The following is a 19,870-nucleotide window of genomic DNA, read 5'->3' as shown; positions in this document are numbered from 1 at the left end:
GCTGTCCGCGCGCGGGCGGGCAGCCGTCCGTTTCGGTTCTTTTCATATGCCGTGCGCGGCCGGCGTCACGAGCGCTTGTCGCGCGCCGGCCGGATCGTGCACAACCGATCTCACCCTGACGATGGGTTAAGGCTTCAATGGACATCTTTGGCATTCCGCTTCCCGCGATGTTGAGCCAGTTGCTGCTCGGGCTCGTGAACGGCTCGTTCTACGCAATTCTGAGTCTTGGTCTTGCGGTGATCTTCGGCTTGCTGAACGTGATCAACTTCGCGCACGGCGCGTTGTTCATGCTCGGCGCGATGCTCGCGTGGATGGGCTTCTCATACTTCGGCGTGCCGTATTGGGCGATGCTCGTGCTCGCACCGCTGATCGTCGGCCTGTTCGGCGTGGCGATCGAACGTTCGATGCTGCGTTGGCTTTACAAGCTCGACCATCTGTATGGACTGTTGCTGACGTTCGGGCTCACGCTCGTCGTCGAGGGCGTGTTCCGTTCTATCTATGGTTCGTCGGGCCAGCCGTACGACGTGCCGTCCGCGCTGTCGGGCGCGACCAACCTCGGCTTCATGTTCCTGCCGAACTATCGCGCGTGGGTGGTGGTAGCGTCGCTGATCGTTTGCTTCGCGACGTGGTTCGTGATCGAGAAGACCCGGCTGGGCGCCTATCTGCGCGCCGGGACTGAGAACCCCAAGCTCGTCGAGGCGTTCGGCATCAACGTCCCGCTGATGATCACGCTCACTTACGGCTTCGGCGTGGCGCTCGCCGCGTTCGCGGGCGTACTGGCCGCGCCGGTTATCCAGGTTTCGCCGCTGATGGGCCAACCGATGATCATTACCGTGTTCGCGGTAGTCGTGATCGGCGGAATGGGTTCGATCATGGGTTCCATTCTCACCGGACTGATGCTCGGCGTAATCGAAGGACTGACTCGCGTGTTCTATCCGGAAGCGTCGGCGACCGTCGTGTTCGTCATTATGGCGCTCGTGTTGCTCGTGCGTCCGGCGGGTCTCTTCGGCAAGGAAAAATGATGCAGAGAAAAGTACTCTACGGTTTGCTGCTGGTGGTGCTGCTCGCGGTGCCCGTGCTCGGCATCTATCCGCTCTTCATAATGAAGGTGATGTGCTTTGCGCTTTTTGCGGCCGCGTTCAATCTGTTGATTGGCTACACCGGCTTGCTCTCGTTCGGGCACGCCATGTTCCTAGCCTCGGCCGGCTACATCACCGGCTATGCGATGCAGACGCTCGGCTTGTCGCCTGAGCTCGGTGTGCTTGCCGGCACGGCGTCGGCGACGCTGCTCGGCTTCATCGTCGGCATTTTCGCGATCCGGCGTCAAGGCATCTACTTCGCGATGGTGACGCTCGCACTCGCGCAGATGGTCTACTTCGTGTTCCTGCAAGCGCCGTTCACGCATGGCGAAGACGGCCTGCAAGGCGTGCCGCGCGGCAAGCTCTTCGGCGTGCTGGATCTTTCGTCGGACGTGGCGTTGTACTTTGTTGTGCTGGCGGTGATGGTGCTCGCCTTCCTGCTGATCGTGCGGATCGTGCATTCGCCGTTCGGTCAGGTGCTGGTCGCGATCAAGGAAAACGAGCCGCGCGCGGTATCGCTGGGCTACGATACAGATCGCTTCAAGTTGCTAGCGTTCATTCTGTCCGCCGGACTCGCGGGACTCGCGGGCTCGCTAAAGGTGGTGGTGCAGGGCTTCGAGACTTTGAGCGACGCTTACTGGACCATGTCCGGCCTGGTGGTGCTGATGACGCTTGTCGGCGGCATGGGCACGCTGTTCGGGCCGCTGCTCGGCGCGGCACTGATCGTCGCACTCGAGGATCGGCTCGGCGATATCGGTGGCGCGCTCGCGTCGACAACGGGCATCGAATGGTTCCGTTCGCTGGGTGAGTCAGTGACGATCGTGACGGGCGTGATCTTTATTGCGTGCGTGCTCGCGTTCCGGCGCGGGATTGTCGGCGAGATCATCGCGCGCGTGCGGCCGCTGCGCGCGTGAGACAGCGGTCCCACGAATAATTGATTCGACATCCGATCTAATTTCGCTGCTGTGCAGTATGACGTCGGCAAACCGCTTGAGCCCTTATTTTTACGTATTGCGTCGCATCGCCGGTTAAACTTGCCCCAATTCAGTGCCGCAGTGCACCACTAGGGTAATTGCTAGTTGTGGCACGCAGGGTGCTCGTTTAACCTTCATGCAGTTCTGATGCACCACGAATTTGCAGGTGGAGAACGAGGAGACATGAGGCACTAAGTGCCCACACGAAAGCGCTGTTGGATTGATATCCAACAGCGCTTTTTATTTTGGTTTTTTGAATTACCTCGTTCAATTCCTTTGCTAAGTCGGTGACCATTTTATGTCTCCGATAATTGCTCAATTTCCCACGCGGGCACCTTGCAAAGTGCTTGCCGCGCGCGGCTCGCCTCCGCTACACTCCTTATTCACCGACCGCTGGGTCGGGATTTAAATCACGAATTTAATCCGAATTGTTTTAACGGGGCATAGAGGAGCGGGATGAAGTCGGCATTGCGTTGGATCAGTGCGGCATTGGTCGCCACGGGCATTTCGGCTGCATGGAGCAGCCATGCATTTGCAGATGTGAAAATCGGCGTCACCGTGTCGGCAACCGGCCCGGCCGCATCGCTAGGCATTCCGGAGAAGAACACCGTCGCGCTGCTTCCAAAGGAAGTGGCCGGTCAAAAGATCGAATACATCGTGCTGGACGACGCGACTGATTCGACTCAGGCCGTCAAGAACGCCCGCAAGCTCACGAGCGAAGACCATGTAGACGCGTTGATCGGGTCGACCGTCGTGCCGAATTCGCTCGCCATGATGGACGTCGCCGCTGAGAGCAACACGCCGGTGATCTCGCTCGCGGCTGCGGCCAGCATTGTCGAGCCGATGGATGCCAAGCGCGCGTGGGTGTTCAAGACGCCGCAAAACGACATTCTCATGGCTACCGCCATCGCACAGCACATGTCCAATCATGGCGTGAAGACGGTGGCGTTCATCGGCTTCTCCGACGGCTATGGCGAGAGCTGGTTCAAGGAATTCAGCAAGGCCGCCGATCTGGCAAAGATCAAGGTTGTCGCGAACGAGCGCTTCGCGCGTAATGACGCTTCCGTCACCGGTCAGGTGTTGAAGATCGTGTCGCAGAACCCGGACGCGGTGTTGATCGCAGGCGCCGGTACGCCTGCCGCGTTGCCGCAGAAAACGCTCCGCGAGCGCGGCTACAAGGGCAAGTACTATCAGACGCACGGCGTCGCGAATAACGATTTCCTGCGCGTGTGCGGCAAGGATTGTGAGGGCACCTATCTGCCCGCCGGCCCGCTGCTCGTCGCTGAGCAACTGCCTGATTCGAATCCGGTGAAAAAGAGCGCGCTCGCCTATAAGCGGGCGTATGAAGCCGCTTATGGCGCCGGCTCAGTGTCCACCTTCGGCGGTCACGCATGGGACGCTGGCCTCCTGCTGCAGCGCGCTATTCCGCTCGCTCTGAAGAAAGGCCAGCCCGGCACGCCGGCGTTCCGCGAGGCGCTGCGCGCAGCGCTCGAAGGAACCAAAGAGCTGCCGGCGTCGCACGGTATCTTCAACATGAGCGCGAACGACCATGCCGGTCTCGATCAGCGGGCGCGCGTCATGGTGGAGATCGTCGGCGGCAAGTGGAAGTTGTCCGGCGACTGAGCGAAGGCAAAGCGATAGGGGACCTCATAACAAAAGACGCGTGCAGTCCGACGCGTCTTTTTTATTGCCCGCGTCGCACGAGACATGCGGCTATGCGGCTTCAGGACAAACCCGCATTTGCGTTGCAGTCTATTGACCGTCAACGATTCACAAAGCAATACTACTAACATGTTAGTGTTTTGTGCCCGCTGGTTCGGTGAGGCACTCAGGAATCGCAGCAGCAGGCAGTGACGGCAGGCAGCAGGGAGTGACATAAAAGACGGAGAAGGCTTGCGTGTTCAGCAGGGAAAACCATGCTTGGCACGCCCGGATCCGATAACTAGATTCAGACACCCGGCCCACGTGCCGGATAACAGATACGCGCTTCGCAGCGTTTGGAGACTTGCAATGACAAAGACAAAACAATGGGTACGCACCGGCATCGCGATGGCGTTGATGTGCGGCGCGGGCGCCGCCATCGCTCAGGTGAAGATCGGCGTAACGCTATCCACCACGGGACCGGCTGCATCGCTCGGGATTCCTGAAAAGAATACGATCGCGTTGCTGCCGAAGGAGATCGGCGGCAAGACGGTGCAGTACATCATCCTCGACGATGCATCGGACACCGGCAAGGCCGTGCAGAACACGCGCAAGCTGATCGACGAAGACCACGTCGACGCAATTATCGGCTCGACCGTCACACCGAATTCTCTCGCCATGCTCGATCCCGCTTCCGAGGGCAAGACGCCGGTGATCTCGCTCGCCGCGTCTGCGGCGATCATTTCGCCAATGGACGCGAAGCGTGCGTGGGCCTTCAAACCGCCGCAGAACGACAGTCTGATGGCCGACGCGATTGCTGATTACATGGAGCATCACGGCGTGAAGACGGTGGGCTTCATCGGCTTCGCGGATGCATACGGCGACAGCTGGAACAACGTGTTTACCGCCGCGGCGAATGCACACAATCTGAAGATCGTTTCCAACGAGCGATTCAATCGCACGGACGCGTCGGTGACCGGCCAGGTGCTGAAGACTATGGGCGCTAATCCCGACGCAGTGTTGATCGCGGGCTCTGGTACACCGTCGGCGCTGCCGGCGAAGACGCTCAAGGAGCGCGGCTACAAGGGCAAGGTTTATCAGACGCACGGCGTCGCCAACAATGACTTCCTGCGCGTTTGCGGCAAGGACTGCGAAGGCGAGATTCTGCCGGCTGGTCCGATCCTCGTCGCTGATCAATTGCCCGAATCGAATCCGGTGAAGAAGTCCTCGCTGGCTTATAAGGCTGCGTACGAGAAAGCGTATGGCGCGGGTTCGGTCGCGACGTTCGGCGGTCACGCATGGGACGCCGGCCAGATGCTGCAGCGTGCGATTCCCGAAGCGCTGAAGACCGCACAGCCGGGCACCGAGGCATTTCGCGTGGCACTGCGCAGCGCGCTCGAAAGCATCAAGGAACTGCCGGTCTCGCACGGCATCATGAACACGACGACAACCGACCACAACGGCCTCGACAAGCGCGCACGCGTGATCGTGCAGATCGTCGACGGCAAGTGGAAGCTGCAGAACGACTAATACAAAAGCGGTACGCGCCTCTCGCAAAGTGCGGCATATGACGCCGCATTGCCATTGTGTTCAACGACAATGGCACCGACCGCCGCGCCGTGCTTCAGCGCGGCGGTCGTCTTTCAGGCATTGCGGTTCGATGGACGGCTGCGGGTTTCGCCGCCACGACTGTTTCCAGTTTCGATTTCGACGCTTCAGGACGAGGAAGTATGGATCTATCAATTGCGGCGATCCTCGCGCAGGACGGCATCACCACTGGCGCTATCTACGCGTTGCTTGCGCTCGCGCTGGTGCTGGTGTTCTCCGTGACGCGGGTGATCTTTATCCCGCAGGGCGAGTTTGTTTCGTATGGCGCGCTCACGCTCGCCGCGTTGCAAACACAGAAATTTCCGGCCACCTGCTGGCTGCTGATGGCAATGGGGGCTGCGTGCTTCGTGGTCGAAGTGGCGGGGCTCGTACGGCACGCCGAGCGGCGCCGGCATGCGGCTCGCACGCTGGCTCTGCTGGTCGGCAAGTATCTGCTGTTTCCGGTTGCGGTGTACGCGCTCACCCAAGGCGTCTTCCTGCATCCACTGCCGATGATCGCGCAGATCGCGTTGACGCTCCTGATCGTGATTCCGATGGGCCCGTTCGTTTACCGGCTCGCGTATGAGCCGATCGCCGAAGCGACCACGTTGTTGCTTCTGATCGTTGCGGTGGCGGTGCACTTTGCGATGGTCGGCCTTGGCCTCGTGATGTTCGGCGCGGAAGGCTCGCGCACCACGGCGTTTTCGGACGCGACGTTCAACGTCGGCAGCCTGTCGATTTCAGGGCAAAGCCTGTGGGTCGTCGGGACAGCGGTTGTACTGATCGGCGCGCTGTACCTGTACTTCGACCGCTCGATTTCAGGCAAGGCGTTGCGTGCGACCTCGGTGAACCGGCTCGGTGCGCGCCTGGTCGGCATCGGCACGACGCAAGCAGGGCGCCTCGCGTTTACGCTCGCAGCGGGCCTCGGCGCGCTGTGCGGAATCCTCGTGGCCCCGTTGACTACCATCTACTACGACTCGGGCTTCCTGATCGGTCTGAAGGGCTTCGTGGGGGCGATTATCGGCGGCCTTGTCAGCTATCCGCTGGCGGCGGCGGGCTCGATCCTGGTCGGCCTGCTGGAGTCGTATTCGTCGTTCTGGGCGAGTGCCTATAAGGAAGTGATCGTGTTCACGCTGATTATCCCGGTGCTGCTCTGGCGCAGTCTTGCCAGCCCGCACGCTGAAGAGGACGAGGAGTGAAGCGATGAAACGGATCATGAAAAACAAGTTCTTCTGGCTATTCCTCGTCGTTCTGTTCGCCTTGCCGGTGTTGCCGCAGCCGATTCACGTGCCCGAGTACTGGGTCACGCTGCTGAACTACATCGGCCTCTATTCGATCGTGGCAATCGGGCTGGTGCTGCTCACCGGCATCGGCGGGATGACGAGTTTCGGGCAAGCCGCATTTGTCGGCATCGGCGCGTATGCAACTGCGTACCTGACGACACGCTTCGGTGTGTCGCCCTGGCTTGCGCTGATCGCCGGGGTGCTGGTGACGGCGCTGATCGCCCTGATCCTCGGCCTCGTGACCATGCGCCTCTCCGGCCACTTTTTGCCGCTTGGCACGATCGCCTGGGGGCTGTCGCTGTTCTATCTGTTCGGTAACCTGGAGATGCTGGGCAAGTACGACGGCATCAACGGAATTCCAGTGCTGAATGTTTTCGGCATCGATCTGGAGTCCGGCCGTCATATCTATTACCTGATCTGGCTCGTCGTGCTCGGCGCGGTCGTGTCGGTCCAGAATCTGTTGAATAGCCGGCCGGGGCGGGCGATTCGCGCTTTACGCGGCGGCGGCATGATGGCTGAAGCAATGGGCGTGAATACGGCGTGGATGCGCGTGGTCATTTTCGTCTACGCCGCAGTGCTGGCGTCGGTCTCCGGCTTTCTGTATGCGCATTTACAGCGCGCGGTGAACCCGACGCCTTTTGGACTGAATCACGGCATCGAATTCCTGTTCATGGCCGTGGTGGGCGGTGTATCACACGTCTGGGGCGCGGTGCTCGGGGCGGCAATCCTCACCGTACTGCAGGACTATCTGCAAACTCTGCTGCCGAAACTGTTGGGCGAAAACGGCAACTTCGAAGTGATCGTGTTCGGCATTTTGATGGTGCTGTTGCTGCAATATGCGCGGCAGGGCGTGTGGCCGTTCGTCGCGCGCTTTTTCCCGCGCGGCCCGCGCGCGCATTTGCCGGATCAGGCGGAAGCTTTGCCGCAGCGCAGCAAGCCGACGGGCGGCGAGAACCTGCTGACCGTCAACAAGGCTCGCAAGCAGTTCGGCGGGCTGGTCGCGGTGAACGACGTTAGCTTTGAAGTCAAAGCAGGGCAGATCATTGGCCTGATCGGACCAAACGGCGCCGGCAAATCAACCACGTTCAATCTCGTGACCGGTGTGCTTCAGGCGACGAGCGGCGAGATCACGTTCCGCGGCGAGCGTATCGACGCGCTTAGCTCACGTGAAATCGTCAAGCGAGGAATTGGCCGCACCTTCCAGCACGTCAAGCTGCTGCCCGGCATGACGGTGCTGGAGAACGTCGCGATTGGCGCGCACTTGCGCGGGCATGCGGGCGTCTGGCGAAGCATCGTGCGTTTGAACAGCGTGGAAGAAGCGCGCTTGATGGCCGAAGCCGCCCGCCAGATTCGGCGCGTCGGCCTTGAACAGCACATGTACGACGAAGCCGGAAGTCTGGCGTTGGGTCAGCAGCGGATTCTGGAAATCGCTCGGGCGCTGTGCTGCGATCCGACCTTGCTGCTGCTGGACGAACCGGCCGCCGGCCTGCGCTATCAGGAAAAGCTGCAACTGGCCGATTTACTTCGTCGGTTGAAGGCGGAAGGGATGAGCGTGCTGCTCGTCGAGCACGATATGGATTTCGTGATGAATCTGACTGATCGACTTGTTGTGATGGAATTCGGGACGCGTATCGCCGAAGGCTTGCCACAGGAAGTGCAGCAGGATCCGGCGGTGCTCGAAGCGTACCTTGGCGGAGTGGAGTAATGGAAAACCTCATGAATGCAGCTGCACCCATTCTCGACGTGACTGGCTTGTCTGTCCGATACGGCAAGGTCGAGGCGCTCCACGGCGCTGCCATCAAGGTACGAGCCGGGCAAATTGTGTCGGTAATCGGTCCGAACGGTGCGGGCAAGTCCACGCTGCTGAACGCCATCATGGGCGCCTTGCCGACCACTGGTCATGCTAAGGGCGCGGTCGTGTATCAGGGCGAGGACGTCAGTGCTGTGCCGGTCGAGAAGCGCGTGGCTCGCGGCATGTGCCTGGTGCCTGAGAAGCGCGAGCTTTTCGCGTCGATGAGCGTCGAGGACAACCTGGTTCTCGGCGCCTATCGACGCAAGCGGGCGGGTGAGCGCAACTTTCTTGACCAGATGGAGCCGGTGTTCCAGCTCTTTCCGCGTCTGAAGGAACGCCGCAAGCAGGCAGCCGGAACGTTGTCCGGTGGCGAGCGGCAGATGCTCGCGGTCGGGCGCGCTTTGATGGGCAAGCCGGATCTGCTCATGCTGGACGAGCCTAGCTTGGGGCTGGCGCCTCTGATCGTGAAAGAAATTTTTCACATCATCAGCGCTCTGCGCCAGACCGGCGTGGCGACGCTTTTGATCGAACAAAACGCTCGTGCGGCTCTGCAAATTTCGGACTACGGTTACGTTCTTGAGACCGGTGAGTTAGCGCTGGAGGGCGCGGCGTCGGACTTGGCGCAGAATCCTCGAGTTATCGAAACCTATCTGGGGCTGGCCAAAAAGGCGGCCTAGTCAAATTCACCGAAAGTTTTCAGCGGCGTGTTTCACGTGAAACACGCCGCTTTTTTATTGCTTGTCGGTTTGGCCTAATTCGGGACAAAACCGAACCCGTTATAATTCGCCCATACTTTTTCCTTTGAAGGCTCACGCGACGATCTGGCGTGAGATCCCCGATGCTTTTTCCCACAGAATTTGACGTAATAGTCGTCGGCGGCGGCCACGCCGGCACCGAGGCCGCTCTGGCCTCCGCACGCATGGGCAATAAGACGCTCCTGCTGACTCACAACATCGAAACGCTCGGTCAGATGAGCTGTAATCCGTCCATCGGCGGTATTGGCAAGGGTCATCTGGTCAAAGAAGTCGATGCGCTCGGCGGTGCTATGGCGGCCGCGACGGACGAGGGCGGTATTCAGTTCCGCATCCTCAATTCCTCGAAGGGCCCGGCTGTGCGCGCCACCCGGGCTCAGGCTGACCGGCTGCTCTACAAGCAAGCGATCCGTCACCGGCTCGAGAACCAGCCGAACCTGTGGCTCTTTCAACAAGCCGTGGACGATCTCATGGTTGAGGGCGACCGTGTGGTCGGCGCGGTGACGCAAGTGGGAATCCGCTTTCGCTCGCGGGCCGTCATACTGACGGCGGGGACTTTCCTCGACGGAAAGATTCACGTGGGACTGAACAACTATACCGGCGGTCGCGCTGGCGATCCCGCGGCTGTGTCGTTGTCAGCGCGTCTGAAGGAATTGAATCTGCCGCAAGGGCGCCTCAAGACCGGCACGCCTCCCCGGATTGACGGCCGGACCATCGACTTTTCGCAACTCGAGGAACAGCCTGGCGATCTCGACCCAGTGCCGGTCTTTTCGTTTCTCGGCCGCGCTGAACAGCATCCGCGCCAGATGCCGTGCTGGGTCACGCATACCAATGAGCGTACGCACGACATCATCCGGGGCGGACTGGATCGGTCGCCCATGTACACGGGCGTGATCGAAGGGGTGGGGCCACGGTATTGTCCTTCCATTGAGGATAAGATTCACCGCTTCGCGTCCAAGGAATCGCACCAGATCTTTTTGGAACCGGAAGGACTGACCACGAACGAGTTCTATCCGAACGGGATCTCAACGAGCCTGCCGTTCGATGTGCAACTCGAACTCGTACAGTCCATGCGCGGCTTGGAGCACGCGCATATCCTCCGTCCCGGCTATGCGATTGAATATGATTACTTTGATCCGCGTGGGCTTAAGGCGTCGCTAGAAACCAAAGTAATCAACGGCTTGTTCTTCGCGGGGCAGATCAACGGCACCACCGGCTATGAAGAGGCGGCGGCGCAAGGCCTGTTGGCCGGTATCAACGCTGGCCTGTTCGTTCAGGGCAAGGAAGCGTGGTGCCCGCGTCGGGATCAAGCCTACTTGGGCGTGCTGGTTGACGATCTCGTAACTCGCGGCGTCTCGGAGCCTTACCGCATGTTCACGAGCCGGGCAGAGTACCGGCTGAGTCTCCGGGAAGACAACGCCGATATGCGGCTGACGGAGATTGGCCGCGAGCTTGGTGTCGTCGACGATGTGCGCTGGGATGCATTCAGCCGCAAGCGCGATGCTGTTTCACGTGAAACAGAGCGGCTTCGCACGACTTGGGTCAACCCCAAAACGCTGTCGGCGGATGAGGCGACGGTCTTGCTGGGCAAACCAATCGACCACGAATACAGCCTCGCGGACTTGCTGCGCAGACCCGGCGTGACTTACGACGGCGTATCAGCGTTGCGAAACGGCGCCTGCGCTGCGCCGGAGACACTGGCCGACGACGCCGTGCTATTGGCTCAGATCAAGGAGCAGATCGAGATTGGTATCAAGTATCAGGGCTACATCGACCGGCAGGCGGACGAAATAGAGCGCAACGAGGCGCACGAAAGCACGCGTCTCCCAGAAGGTCTCGACTATGCCGAGGTGAGAGGTTTGTCGTTCGAGGCCCGGCAGAAACTAATGCAATTCCGTCCCGAAACCATCGGTCAGGCGTCGCGCATTTCGGGGATCACTCCTGCGGCCATTTCCCTGCTGATGGTCCATCTCAAGCGTGGCTTGGGTCGTCGTCCTGCAAAGACGGCCGCGCCGGACCCGGATAACAACAAGCCGGTGGTGCAATGACGGTCAAGAGTAGCGGAGCCGACCGGGAAGCGCTGTACCAACTCCTCACCGATGGCGTAGGCGAACTCGGACTCGAGCTAAGCGATGTGCAACTCGGCAAGCTGCTCGACTATGTGGCGCTGCTGGCGAAGTGGAATGCCGTCTACAACTTGACGGCCATTCGCGATCCCAGGCAGATGTTGATTCAACACATACTCGACTCCCTTTCCATCGTGCCGCACCTCGTGCAGCGCAACCCGAGCACGGTGCTGGACGTCGGCTCGGGCGGCGGTTTGCCCGGCATTGTGTTGGCGGTCGTCCGGCCTGACTGGGGCGTGACCGTAAACGACATCGTCCACAAGAAAACGGCCTTCCAGGCTCAGGCCAAGGCCGAACTCGGTCTGACGAACCTTTCGGTCGTGACCGGGCGTGTGGAAACGCTGCGGCCGGGCGCCGAAGTGTCGGCAAAGTTCGACGTAATCGTGTCTAGAGCATTCGCAGAGCTCGCCGATTTCGTTACACTGGCCCGTCATCTGGTGGCAGAGCAGGGCGCCATTCTCGCGATGAAGGGCATGCGTCCCGATGACGAAATCGAGCGGTTGCTTGCGGGCGCCCACGTGGAGCAGATCATCCGCCTCGACGTGCCGTTCCTCGACGCCGAGCGCCACCTCGTCACGGTACTTGTGGATGAAGGCAGGTAGCTGCGTTCGCTCGCGCACAACGCCATTCCGAAACGACGACGTAATCACTTCTTCAAGCAGCAAAGGGACACTCCAACGATGGCAAAAATTTTCTGCGTTGCGAACCAGAAAGGCGGAGTCGGTAAGACGACGACGGCAGTCAATCTGGCGGCCAGCCTGACAGCGCAGGGACAGCGAGTCCTCCTTATCGACCTGGACCCGCAGGGCAACGCCACAATGGGCAGCGGCATCGACAAGGCAGCGTGCGCCAACACCGTCTATGAAGTGCTAGTTGACGGGGTCTCGGTGGCTGACGCCCGGATGCGTCCCGAAGCCGTCGGCTATGACGTACTGCCTGCCAACCGCGAACTTGCGGGAGCGGAAGTCGAGTTGGTCAGCGTGCAGAATCGTGAGCGACAATTGAAGGTCGCGCTTGCGACAGTGGAAAGCGAATACGACTTCGTGTTGATCGACTGTCCGCCCGCACTGTCGCTTCTGACGCTCAATGGCCTCTGCGCGGCGCATGGCGTCGTGATTCCCATGCAGTGCGAGTACTTTGCGCTCGAAGGGCTGTCCGATCTGGTCAACACCATCAAGCAGGTGCATGCGAATCTGAATCGTGACCTGAAAGTGATCGGCTTGTTGCGCGTCATGTTCGACCCGCGGATCACGCTGCAGCAGCAGGTCTCCGATCAATTGAAGGAGCACTTTGGCGACAAGGTGTTCGACGCGGTAATTCCGCGCAACGTGCGCCTCGCCGAGGCGCCCAGCTATGGTCTGCCGGGCGTGGTGTTCGACAGGGCATCGCGAGGTGCGCAAGCCTATGTGCAGTTCGGCGCGGAAATGATTGAACGGGTGCGCGCACTGAATGACGCGCCACAAGCATCCTAAGTGGATCGAGGAAGCACGATGAACGCAGTAGCAAGAAAGAAGGGATTGGGCCGCGGCCTCGAAGCGTTGCTCGGCGGCAGCGCCGACATCACCGAGGCGGTGGTAATTGAAGGCGCGCCGAACGTGCTGCCGCTCAGCAAAATGCAGGCGGGCAAGTATCAGCCGCGCACGCGCATGGACGAAGGCGCGCTGCAGGAGTTGGCCGCCAGCATACGTGCACAAGGCTTGATGCAACCGATCCTCGTGCGGCCGGTGTCGGCGGACAAATACGAGATCATCGCGGGCGAGCGGCGTTTCCGCGCGGCTCGACTGGCTGGGCTGGAAGAAGTCCCGGTACTCGTGAAGGACGTGCCTGACCAGGCCGCCGCCGCGATGGCGCTGATCGAGAATATCCAGCGCGAAGACCTGAATCCGCTGGAAGAGGCACAAGGCATTCAGCGTTTGCTCGATGAATTCAACTTCACGCACGAGCAGGCCGCCGAGTCGGTCGGCCGCTCGCGAAGCGCCGTGTCGAACCTGCTGCGTCTGCTCAACCTCGCGACACCGGTTCAAACCATGTTACTTGCCGGCGACCTCGACATGGGGCATGCGCGCGCGCTGCTGGCGGTCGACGCAGCGACGCAGATCACGCTGGCGAATCAAGTCGTCAACAAGCGGATGTCCGTGCGCGAAACCGAGAAACTGGTGACGGCGACCACGAAGGCGGCTCCCGCGGTCAAGGCGCGCGCCAATGCCGACGGCGGCCGCGACACGAGACGGCTGGAAGAAGAACTGTCCGATTTGCTGGCAGCAACCGTCAAAATCAAGCTCGGCCGACGCGGTCGCGGTCAGGTGCTGGTCGATTTCGGTGATCTGGACGCGCTCGAGGGTATTCTTGTGCGGTTGCGCGGAAACGCCACGGCTTGAGCTTCTGACGACCGGAGATCCTTCGGTGAGCGGCGCCGCAAAAGATGGTCGCGCGCCGCTCAATTGCACTCCCGAGCGTTGAGCCCGTGGGCTCGGCCAGACGTAGGTTTTGGACAGTGAAGTAGGGACCAAATATCATGGAATCCTAACTAATTTTGATTCTTTAATAGGCACTTTGTCGGCCATGGCGAAGCGCGCGCTCGACGCGTGCAAGCGGCAGCGCGGCTGTGGAGAACAGCCTGCAAAGGAGGCGATGCGTTGCGCTGGCTTGGCCGGCTCATGCTGCTCTGTTGCGTTTTCGACACGGCCGCTCGAACGGTTGCGAGGCTGGCTGACGATAGTAAAAGCGGTCCAACGAACACGCACATTTTACATTTGCAGGACCGCCTTACAGTTGACAGGCTGACCATTCGTCGGAAGCCTTTTCCGCATCGCGAGGAGTCGTTTCGCACTGTTTATTGAACGGCCTAAAGTCTTGAATTGCCTGCAACTATCGCTTACAATCGCCCGGATTTAATTGCACGGCAACCCCGTAAGCGCAGCGAAAGCTCGCTGACCGGAACGAGACTTCGGAACACTGCGATGGCGGTCAAAACGTCGAATCAAGCGCCGAAAAATGGGCGAGACGGGCACCGCGAAAAACGCAGCGTTTCAGAGGCGTCTACCGCTCAGCAAGTCACGCATGACGAACCGTGGGACGCCGAGCAGGAAAATATCGTTCCGCTCACGCGGGCTGAGGCTGAAAAGCTGTTTGGTCCCAGTGTGAACCGTCCATCGCGCGTCACCCCTTTAAGGGTCGTGGCAGCGCAAATGGTCTTGTCCCTAGGCGCAACGCTGGTATGGTGGCTGTTCTATGAGCCGCCGGGCGCTGCTGCGCTGTCTGCCTTCCTGGGAGGGGCGATATGCTGGGTGCCGGCCGCATTGTTCGCGGCGCGGCTGAGAACGCTGAGCGGCGCCGAAACAGCAATGAGCTGGATGATCGGCGAAGCGCTCAAGATGGGGACAACGATCGCGATGTTTGTAGCCATCGCCTTCTGGTATCACGACGTACGCTGGGTTCCGCTGCTCGTGACTTATCTCATCGCGCTCAAGACGTATTGGATCGCTTTGGCGTGGCGCTGAAGAGGCAACAGGTAACAGCAAGATTCAAAAGCCGGCGCGCGGCGCCGGCGAGAGCGTGCGGATAAGACAGGATCCGCACCCGGCGCGTTCCCGCAATACAGCATTGCGGCGGGGCGGCCTCAGACGATTTTCGACAATTTGGGTGGCTTTAACGATATGGCAGCTAGCGAAGGCACGCGCGCAATGGATCCGTCCGAGTACATCGCGCACCACTTGCAGAACTTTTCCACCGCACACCAGACGTCGATTTTCGACATCCACGTGTGGAATCTGGACACCCTTTTCTGGTCGATCGTTTGCGGTCTGGCCACCATCTTCATTCTGCACATGGCTGCACGCAAGGCAACGTCCGGTGTACCCGGCCGTTTCCAATGTGCAATCGAAATGCTGGTCGAGATGGTCGAGGATCAATCGAAGTCGATGATCCACGGCACGCGTACTTTCATCGCGCCGCTGGCACTGACGGTGTTCGTCTGGGTCGCGCTGATGAACGCGCTCGACTTTATTCCTGTCGACCTGCCGGGTCACGTTATCGGCTGGCTTGGTCTGTCCGAAGTCATCCCGCACCACCGCATCGTGCCGACCGCCGACCTGAACGGCACACTCGGCATCGCCCTCGGTGTGTTCGCGCTGATGATTTACTACAACTTCAAAATCAAGGGCGCCGGCGGCTTCGTGCATGAACTGCTGTCCGCTCCGTTCGGCGCGCATCCGCTGCTGTGGATCCCGAACCTTGCACTGAACATCATCGAGTTCGTCGCGAAGACGGTCTCGCTCGGCATGCGGCTGTTCGGCAACATGTACGCGGGCGAACTGTTGTTCCTGCTGATTGCCCTGCTCGGCAGCATCTGGAGCTTCGGCGCGGACACGACGGTGCTTGGCTTCATCGGCCACGTGATCGCCGGCAGCGTGTGGGCAATCTTCCACATCCTGATCGTTCTGCTGCAGGCGTTCATTTTCATGATGCTGACGCTGGTGTACATCGGCCAGGCACACGACACGCACTAAACCGCGCAGTCGTTAAAGAATCGTAGTTTTTCAAATCCCAGTTCCAACCAGTTCTAAAAGACTTTTCACAAAGGAGTGATCATGCAAGCTTTCATCGCCAACATCCAGGGTCTGACCGCCATCGGTATCGGCATCATCATCGGCCTGGGTGCAATCGGCGCCTGTATCGGTATCGGCCTGATGGGCGGCAAGTACATCGAAGCATGTGCTCGTCAGCCGGAACTGATGAACCCGCTGCAAACCAAGATGTTCCTGCTGGCTGGTCTGATCGATGCGGCGTTCCTGATTGGCGTTGGTGTGGCAATGCTGTTTGCGTTCGCGAACCCGCTGCTGTCGAAGCTGGCAGGCTGAGGTTCCTCGGAAGTTTGCGCCTGAGCTATAACTGGTAAAGGCGCAGGGCGGAACGGGCACTTAGGCGCTGATCGAATACAGAATCGATGAGCGCCTTGCCGTTTCACTTTCCGAACTAGCAACGTTTAAGGAAACACCGTGAATCTCAACGCAACCCTGTTTGCGCAAATGGTCGTGTTCCTGATCCTCGCGTGGTTCACGATGAAGTTCGTGTGGCCGCCGCTGATCAACGCCCTCGACGAGCGCTCGAAGAAGATCGCCGACGGTTTGTCGGCTGCAGAAAAGGGCAAGGCAGAACTGGCAGCCGCTCACAAACGCGTCGACCAGGAACTTGCTCAGGCACGCAACGACGGTCAGCAGCGTATCGCTGACGCCGAAAAACGCGCCGTGGCAGTCGCTGACGAAATCAAGGCTCAAGCACAGGCTGAAGCCGCTCGCATCATCGCGCAAGCGAAGGCCGACGCTGAGCAGCAAGTCGTGAAGGCGCGCGAAACGCTGCGTGGTGAAGTCGCCGCGCTCGCCGTGAAGGGCGCTGAACAGATCCTGAAGCGCGAAGTCGACCAGGCAGCGCATGCTGACCTGCTGAATCAACTGAAAGCCGAGCTCTGATCATGGCCGAACTTGCAACCATCGCCCGTCCGTACGCAGAAGCGCTGTTTGGCGTGGCCGAAGCTGGTGACATCGCCGCCTGGTCCACGCTCGTGCAGGAGCTGGCACAGGTTGCGCGTCTGCCCGAAGTGCTGTCGATCGCCTCGAGCCCGAAAGTAAGCCGCGCCCAGGTCAGCGAACTGCTGCTGGCTGCGGTCAAGTCGCCGCTCAAGGACAACGCGCAAGCGAAGAATCTGGTGCAAATGCTGGTGGACAACCATCGCCTGCAATTGATGCCGGAAATCGCCGTGCAGTTCGAAGAGTTGAAGAACGCCCGCGAAGGGGCGGCCGATGTGCTGATCGTCAGCGCATTCCCGCTTGAGGGCGCGCAGTTGAACGACCTCGTCGCAAGTCTCGAACGCAAGTTCAAACGCAAGCTGAAGCCGACGGTCGAGATCGACCCGTCGTTGATCGGCGGCGTGCGCGTGACGGTCGGCGACGAAGTGCTCGATACCTCGGTCCGCGCGCGGCTTGCCAGCATGCAAACGGCTCTGACGGCCTGAAGCGCCTCGCGCTGAAGCGGCTGGCACGCAACAGAATTGACTATCAGGAGCGAATAATGCAACTCAATCCCTCTGAGATCAGCGAGCTGATCAAGAGCCGGATCCAGGGCCTTGAAGCGAGCGCAGACGTTCGCAACCAGGGCACCGTGATCTCCGTGACCGACGGTATCGTGCGTATTCACGGCCTGTCGGAAGTGATGCAGGGCGAAATGCTCGAATTCCCGGGCAACACCTTCGGTCTCGCGCTGAACCTCGAGCGCGACTCGGTCGGCGCCGTGATTCTGGGTGAGTACGAGCACATTTCGGAAGGCGACATCGTCAAGACGACGGGCCGCATTCTGGAAGTGCCGGTCGGCCCGGAACTGCTCGGCCGCGTGGTCGATGCACTCGGTAACCCGATCGACGGCAAGGGCCCGATCAACGCGAAGAAAACCGACGCGATCGAAAAGATCGCTCCGGGCGTGATCTGGCGTAAGTCGGTTTCGGAACCGGTCCAAACCGGTCTGAAGTCGATCGACGCAATGGTGCCGGTTGGCCGTGGCCAGCGCGAGCTGATCATTGGCGACCGCCAGTGCGGCAAGACCGCAGTCGCAGTCGACGCGATCATCAACCAGAAGGGCAAGAACCTCTTCTGTATCTACGTCGCGATCGGCCAGAAGGCTTCGTCGATCATGAACGTGGTCCGCAAGCTGGAAGAAACCGGCGCGCTGGAATACACGATCGTCGTCGCCGCTTCGGCGTCGGAATCGGCTGCCATGCAGTACCTGGCACCGTACGCCGGCTGCACGATGGGCGAATATTTCCGTGACCGCGGTCAAGACGCGCTGATCGTTTATGACGACTTGACCAAGCAGGCTTGGGCATATCGTCAGATCTCGCTGCTGCTGCGCCGTCCGCCGGGCCGTGAAGCGTATCCGGGCGACGTGTTCTATCTGCACTCGCGTCTGTTGGAACGCGCTGCTCGCGTCTCGGAAGAGTACGTCGAGAAGTTCACCAATGGCGAAGTCAAGGGCAAGAGCGGTTCGCTGACGGCACTGCCGGTCATTGAAACGCAAGCCGGCGACGTGACCGCATTCGTTCCGACGAACGTGATCTCGATTACCGACGGTCAGATCTTCCTTGAAACCGACCTCTTCAACGCAGGTATCCGCCCGGCAATTAACGCTGGTGTGTCGGTGTCGCGCGTCGGTGGTGCGGCTCAAACCAAGGTCGTGAAGAAGCTGTCGGGCGGTATTCGTACCGACCTCGCGCAGTATCGTGAACTGGCAGCGTTCGCGCAGTTCGCATCGGACCTCGACGAAGCAACCCGCAAGCAGCTCGAGCGCGGCCGCCGCGTGACGGAACTGCTGAAGCAGCCGCAATACCAGCCGCTGCAAGTGTGGGAACTCGCTATCTCGCTGTTCGCCGCGAACAACGGCTACCTCGACGATCTGGAAGTGTCGCAAGTTCTGCCGTTCGAAAAGGGCCTGCGCGAATATCTGAAGTCGAGCCACGCTGACCTGGTCAAGCGCGTCGAAGACAACAAGGAACTCTCGAAGGACGACGAAGGCCTGCTGCACACGGCCGTCAAAGACTTCAAGAAGTCCGGCGCTTATTGATCTGCGAGTGATCCGCAAGGCATAAACGGACCTTGAAGCGGCGCGGGCCGCATGCGAATGCTCCCGCGCTGCTTCGATCGCTTTGCATGGGACCCGGGTAAGCGTTGAAGCACTAACTCGGGCCGACAAGGAGCAAGCAATGGCTGGAATGAAGGAAATTCGCGGCAAGATCAAGAGCGTGCAAAACACGCGCAAGATCACGAAAGCGATGGAGATGGTGGCCGCATCGAAGATGCGCCGCGCTCAGGAGCGCATGCGCGCTGCTCGCCCGTATGCCGACAAGGTCCGCGATATCGCTGCGCACATGAGCCGTGCGAACCCCGAGTATCGTCACCCGTTCATGGTGTCGAACGAAGGCGCGAAGACGGCGGGCATCATCCTCGTCACGACCGATAAAGGTCTGTGCGGGGGCATGAATACCAATGTGCTGCGTGCAGCGCTGCAGAAGTTCAAGGAACTGGAAGGCCAGGGCAAGACGATCGAAGCAACTGCGATCGGCACCAAGGGCTTGGGTTTCCTGAACCGCTTGCGCGCCAAGGTGGTATCGAATGTCGTGTATCTGGGCGATACGCCGCATCTGGAAAAGCTGATCGGCGCGGTGAAGGTTCAGCTCGACCTGTACTCGGAAGGCAAGGTTTCGGCGGTGTATCTCGCATACACGCGCTTCGTCAATACGATGAAACAGGAGCCGGTGATCGAGCAACTGTTGCCGCTGGCGGCAGATCAGTTCGAGCGCAAGGATGAGCAGAGCGCGACGCCGACCACCCAGTGGGACTACATCTACGAGCCGGATGCACAGGCAGTGGTGGACGAACTGCTGGTGCGTTATGTCGAGGCGCTGGTCTATCAGGCCGTCGCGGAAAACATGGCGTCGGAGCAGTCGGCCCGGATGGTCGCAATGAAGGCCGCTTCGGACAATGCGAAGACGGTCATCAACGAACTGCAGCTTGTGTATAACAAGAGCCGTCAGGCCGCGATCACGAAAGAACTGTCGGAAATCGTCGGTGGCGCGGCGGCCGTCTGACCTT

The 19,870-nt window shown here is 60.2% G+C and carries 18 protein-coding genes; all 18 read left to right on the top strand.

All coding sequences use genetic code 11. The annotated features are described in order from the left end of the window. Positions 1–137 precede the first annotated feature (137 nt). The 18 genes from OH764_RS16935 (at position 138) to atpG (ending at position 19,866) form a co-directional block, all read left to right on the top strand. On the top strand, positions 138–1,022 hold the full coding sequence (locus OH764_RS16935) for a branched-chain amino acid ABC transporter permease (protein ID WP_020067410.1): 885 nt from the start codon (positions 138–140) through the stop codon (positions 1,020–1,022). Continuing rightward, positions 1,022–1,993, top strand: coding sequence for a branched-chain amino acid ABC transporter permease (locus OH764_RS16930; RefSeq protein ID WP_498848844.1), 972 nt, complete (start codon positions 1,022–1,024; stop codon positions 1,991–1,993). The genes OH764_RS16935 and OH764_RS16930 overlap by 1 nt, the downstream gene beginning before the upstream one ends. Positions 1,994–2,509: 516 nt before the next feature. Next, complete coding sequence (locus tag OH764_RS16925) at positions 2,510–3,676, top strand: ABC transporter substrate-binding protein (protein ID WP_498847533.1); 1,167 nt, start codon at positions 2,510–2,512, stop codon at positions 3,674–3,676. A 387-nt stretch (positions 3,677–4,063) separates the two neighbouring features. Then, positions 4,064–5,224 (top strand): ABC transporter substrate-binding protein, encoded by a 1,161-nt coding sequence (locus tag OH764_RS16920; protein WP_027776908.1) that lies wholly within the window; start codon positions 4,064–4,066, stop codon positions 5,222–5,224. A 200-nt stretch (positions 5,225–5,424) separates the two neighbouring features. After that, on the top strand, positions 5,425–6,480 hold the full coding sequence (locus tag OH764_RS16915; RefSeq protein WP_027776909.1) for a branched-chain amino acid ABC transporter permease: 1,056 nt from the start codon (positions 5,425–5,427) through the stop codon (positions 6,478–6,480). A 4-nt stretch (positions 6,481–6,484) separates the two neighbouring features. Further along, positions 6,485–8,269 carry a branched-chain amino acid ABC transporter ATP-binding protein/permease gene (locus tag OH764_RS16910; RefSeq protein WP_087752414.1) on the top strand — a complete coding sequence of 595 codons (1,785 nt, stop codon included), beginning with the start codon at positions 6,485–6,487 and terminating at the stop codon, positions 8,267–8,269. An 11-nt stretch (positions 8,270–8,280) separates the two neighbouring features. Continuing rightward, entirely contained in the window at positions 8,281–9,033 is a 753-nt protein-coding gene (locus tag OH764_RS16905) for an ABC transporter ATP-binding protein (RefSeq protein ID WP_498848843.1), read from the top strand. 161 nt (positions 9,034–9,194) lie between these two features. After that, positions 9,195–11,156, top strand: a complete 1,962-nt coding sequence (gene mnmG / locus OH764_RS16900) for a tRNA uridine-5-carboxymethylaminomethyl modification enzyme MnmG/GidA (RefSeq protein WP_498847532.1) — start codon at positions 9,195–9,197, stop codon at positions 11,154–11,156. After that, on the top strand, positions 11,153–11,836 hold the full coding sequence (gene rsmG / locus OH764_RS16895) for a 16S rRNA (guanine(527)-N(7))-methyltransferase RsmG (RefSeq protein WP_498847531.1): 684 nt from the start codon (positions 11,153–11,155) through the stop codon (positions 11,834–11,836). The genes mnmG and rsmG overlap by 4 nt, the downstream gene beginning before the upstream one ends. 78 nt (positions 11,837–11,914) lie before the next feature. Continuing rightward, a complete protein-coding gene (locus tag OH764_RS16890; RefSeq protein WP_498847530.1) occupies positions 11,915–12,706 on the top strand; it encodes a ParA family protein in 792 nt (263 codons plus the stop codon). A gap of 18 nt (positions 12,707–12,724) precedes the next feature. Continuing rightward, positions 12,725–13,612, top strand: a complete 888-nt coding sequence (locus OH764_RS16885; protein ID WP_498847529.1) for a ParB/RepB/Spo0J family partition protein — start codon at positions 12,725–12,727, stop codon at positions 13,610–13,612. Positions 13,613–14,194: 582 nt separating this feature from the next. Next, positions 14,195–14,734: an ATP synthase subunit I gene (locus OH764_RS16880; RefSeq protein ID WP_310066002.1), complete on the top strand. Its 540-nt coding sequence runs from the start codon at positions 14,195–14,197 to the stop codon at positions 14,732–14,734. Positions 14,735–14,890: 156 nt separating this feature from the next. Next, complete coding sequence (atpB, locus tag OH764_RS16875; protein WP_310066003.1) at positions 14,891–15,742, top strand: F0F1 ATP synthase subunit A; 852 nt, start codon at positions 14,891–14,893, stop codon at positions 15,740–15,742. An 81-nt stretch (positions 15,743–15,823) separates the two neighbouring features. After that, positions 15,824–16,093: a F0F1 ATP synthase subunit C gene (gene atpE / locus OH764_RS16870; protein WP_007180033.1), complete on the top strand. Its 270-nt coding sequence runs from the start codon at positions 15,824–15,826 to the stop codon at positions 16,091–16,093. A 138-nt stretch (positions 16,094–16,231) separates the two neighbouring features. Continuing rightward, on the top strand, positions 16,232–16,702 hold the full coding sequence (locus OH764_RS16865) for a F0F1 ATP synthase subunit B (RefSeq protein ID WP_027776917.1): 471 nt from the start codon (positions 16,232–16,234) through the stop codon (positions 16,700–16,702). 2 nt (positions 16,703–16,704) lie between these two features. Beyond that, the gene (locus tag OH764_RS16860; RefSeq protein ID WP_020067424.1) at positions 16,705–17,244 is read left to right on the top strand and encodes a F0F1 ATP synthase subunit delta; all 540 of its coding nucleotides are present in this window, start codon (positions 16,705–16,707) and stop codon (positions 17,242–17,244) included. 56 nt (positions 17,245–17,300) lie between these two features. Next, positions 17,301–18,842: a F0F1 ATP synthase subunit alpha gene (atpA, locus tag OH764_RS16855; protein WP_020067425.1), complete on the top strand. Its 1,542-nt coding sequence runs from the start codon at positions 17,301–17,303 to the stop codon at positions 18,840–18,842. 139 nt (positions 18,843–18,981) lie between these two features. Beyond that, entirely contained in the window at positions 18,982–19,866 is an 885-nt protein-coding gene (gene atpG / locus OH764_RS16850) for a F0F1 ATP synthase subunit gamma (protein WP_498847528.1), read from the top strand. Positions 19,867–19,870 lie beyond the last annotated feature (4 nt).

This window comes from Burkholderia sp. M6-3 (genome assembly GCF_050858985.1).
Lineage (GTDB): Bacteria > Pseudomonadota > Gammaproteobacteria > Burkholderiales > Burkholderiaceae > Paraburkholderia > Paraburkholderia caledonica.
The sequence above is the reverse complement of the archived record's forward strand: the minus strand, read 5'-3'. Positions and strand labels throughout refer to the sequence as shown.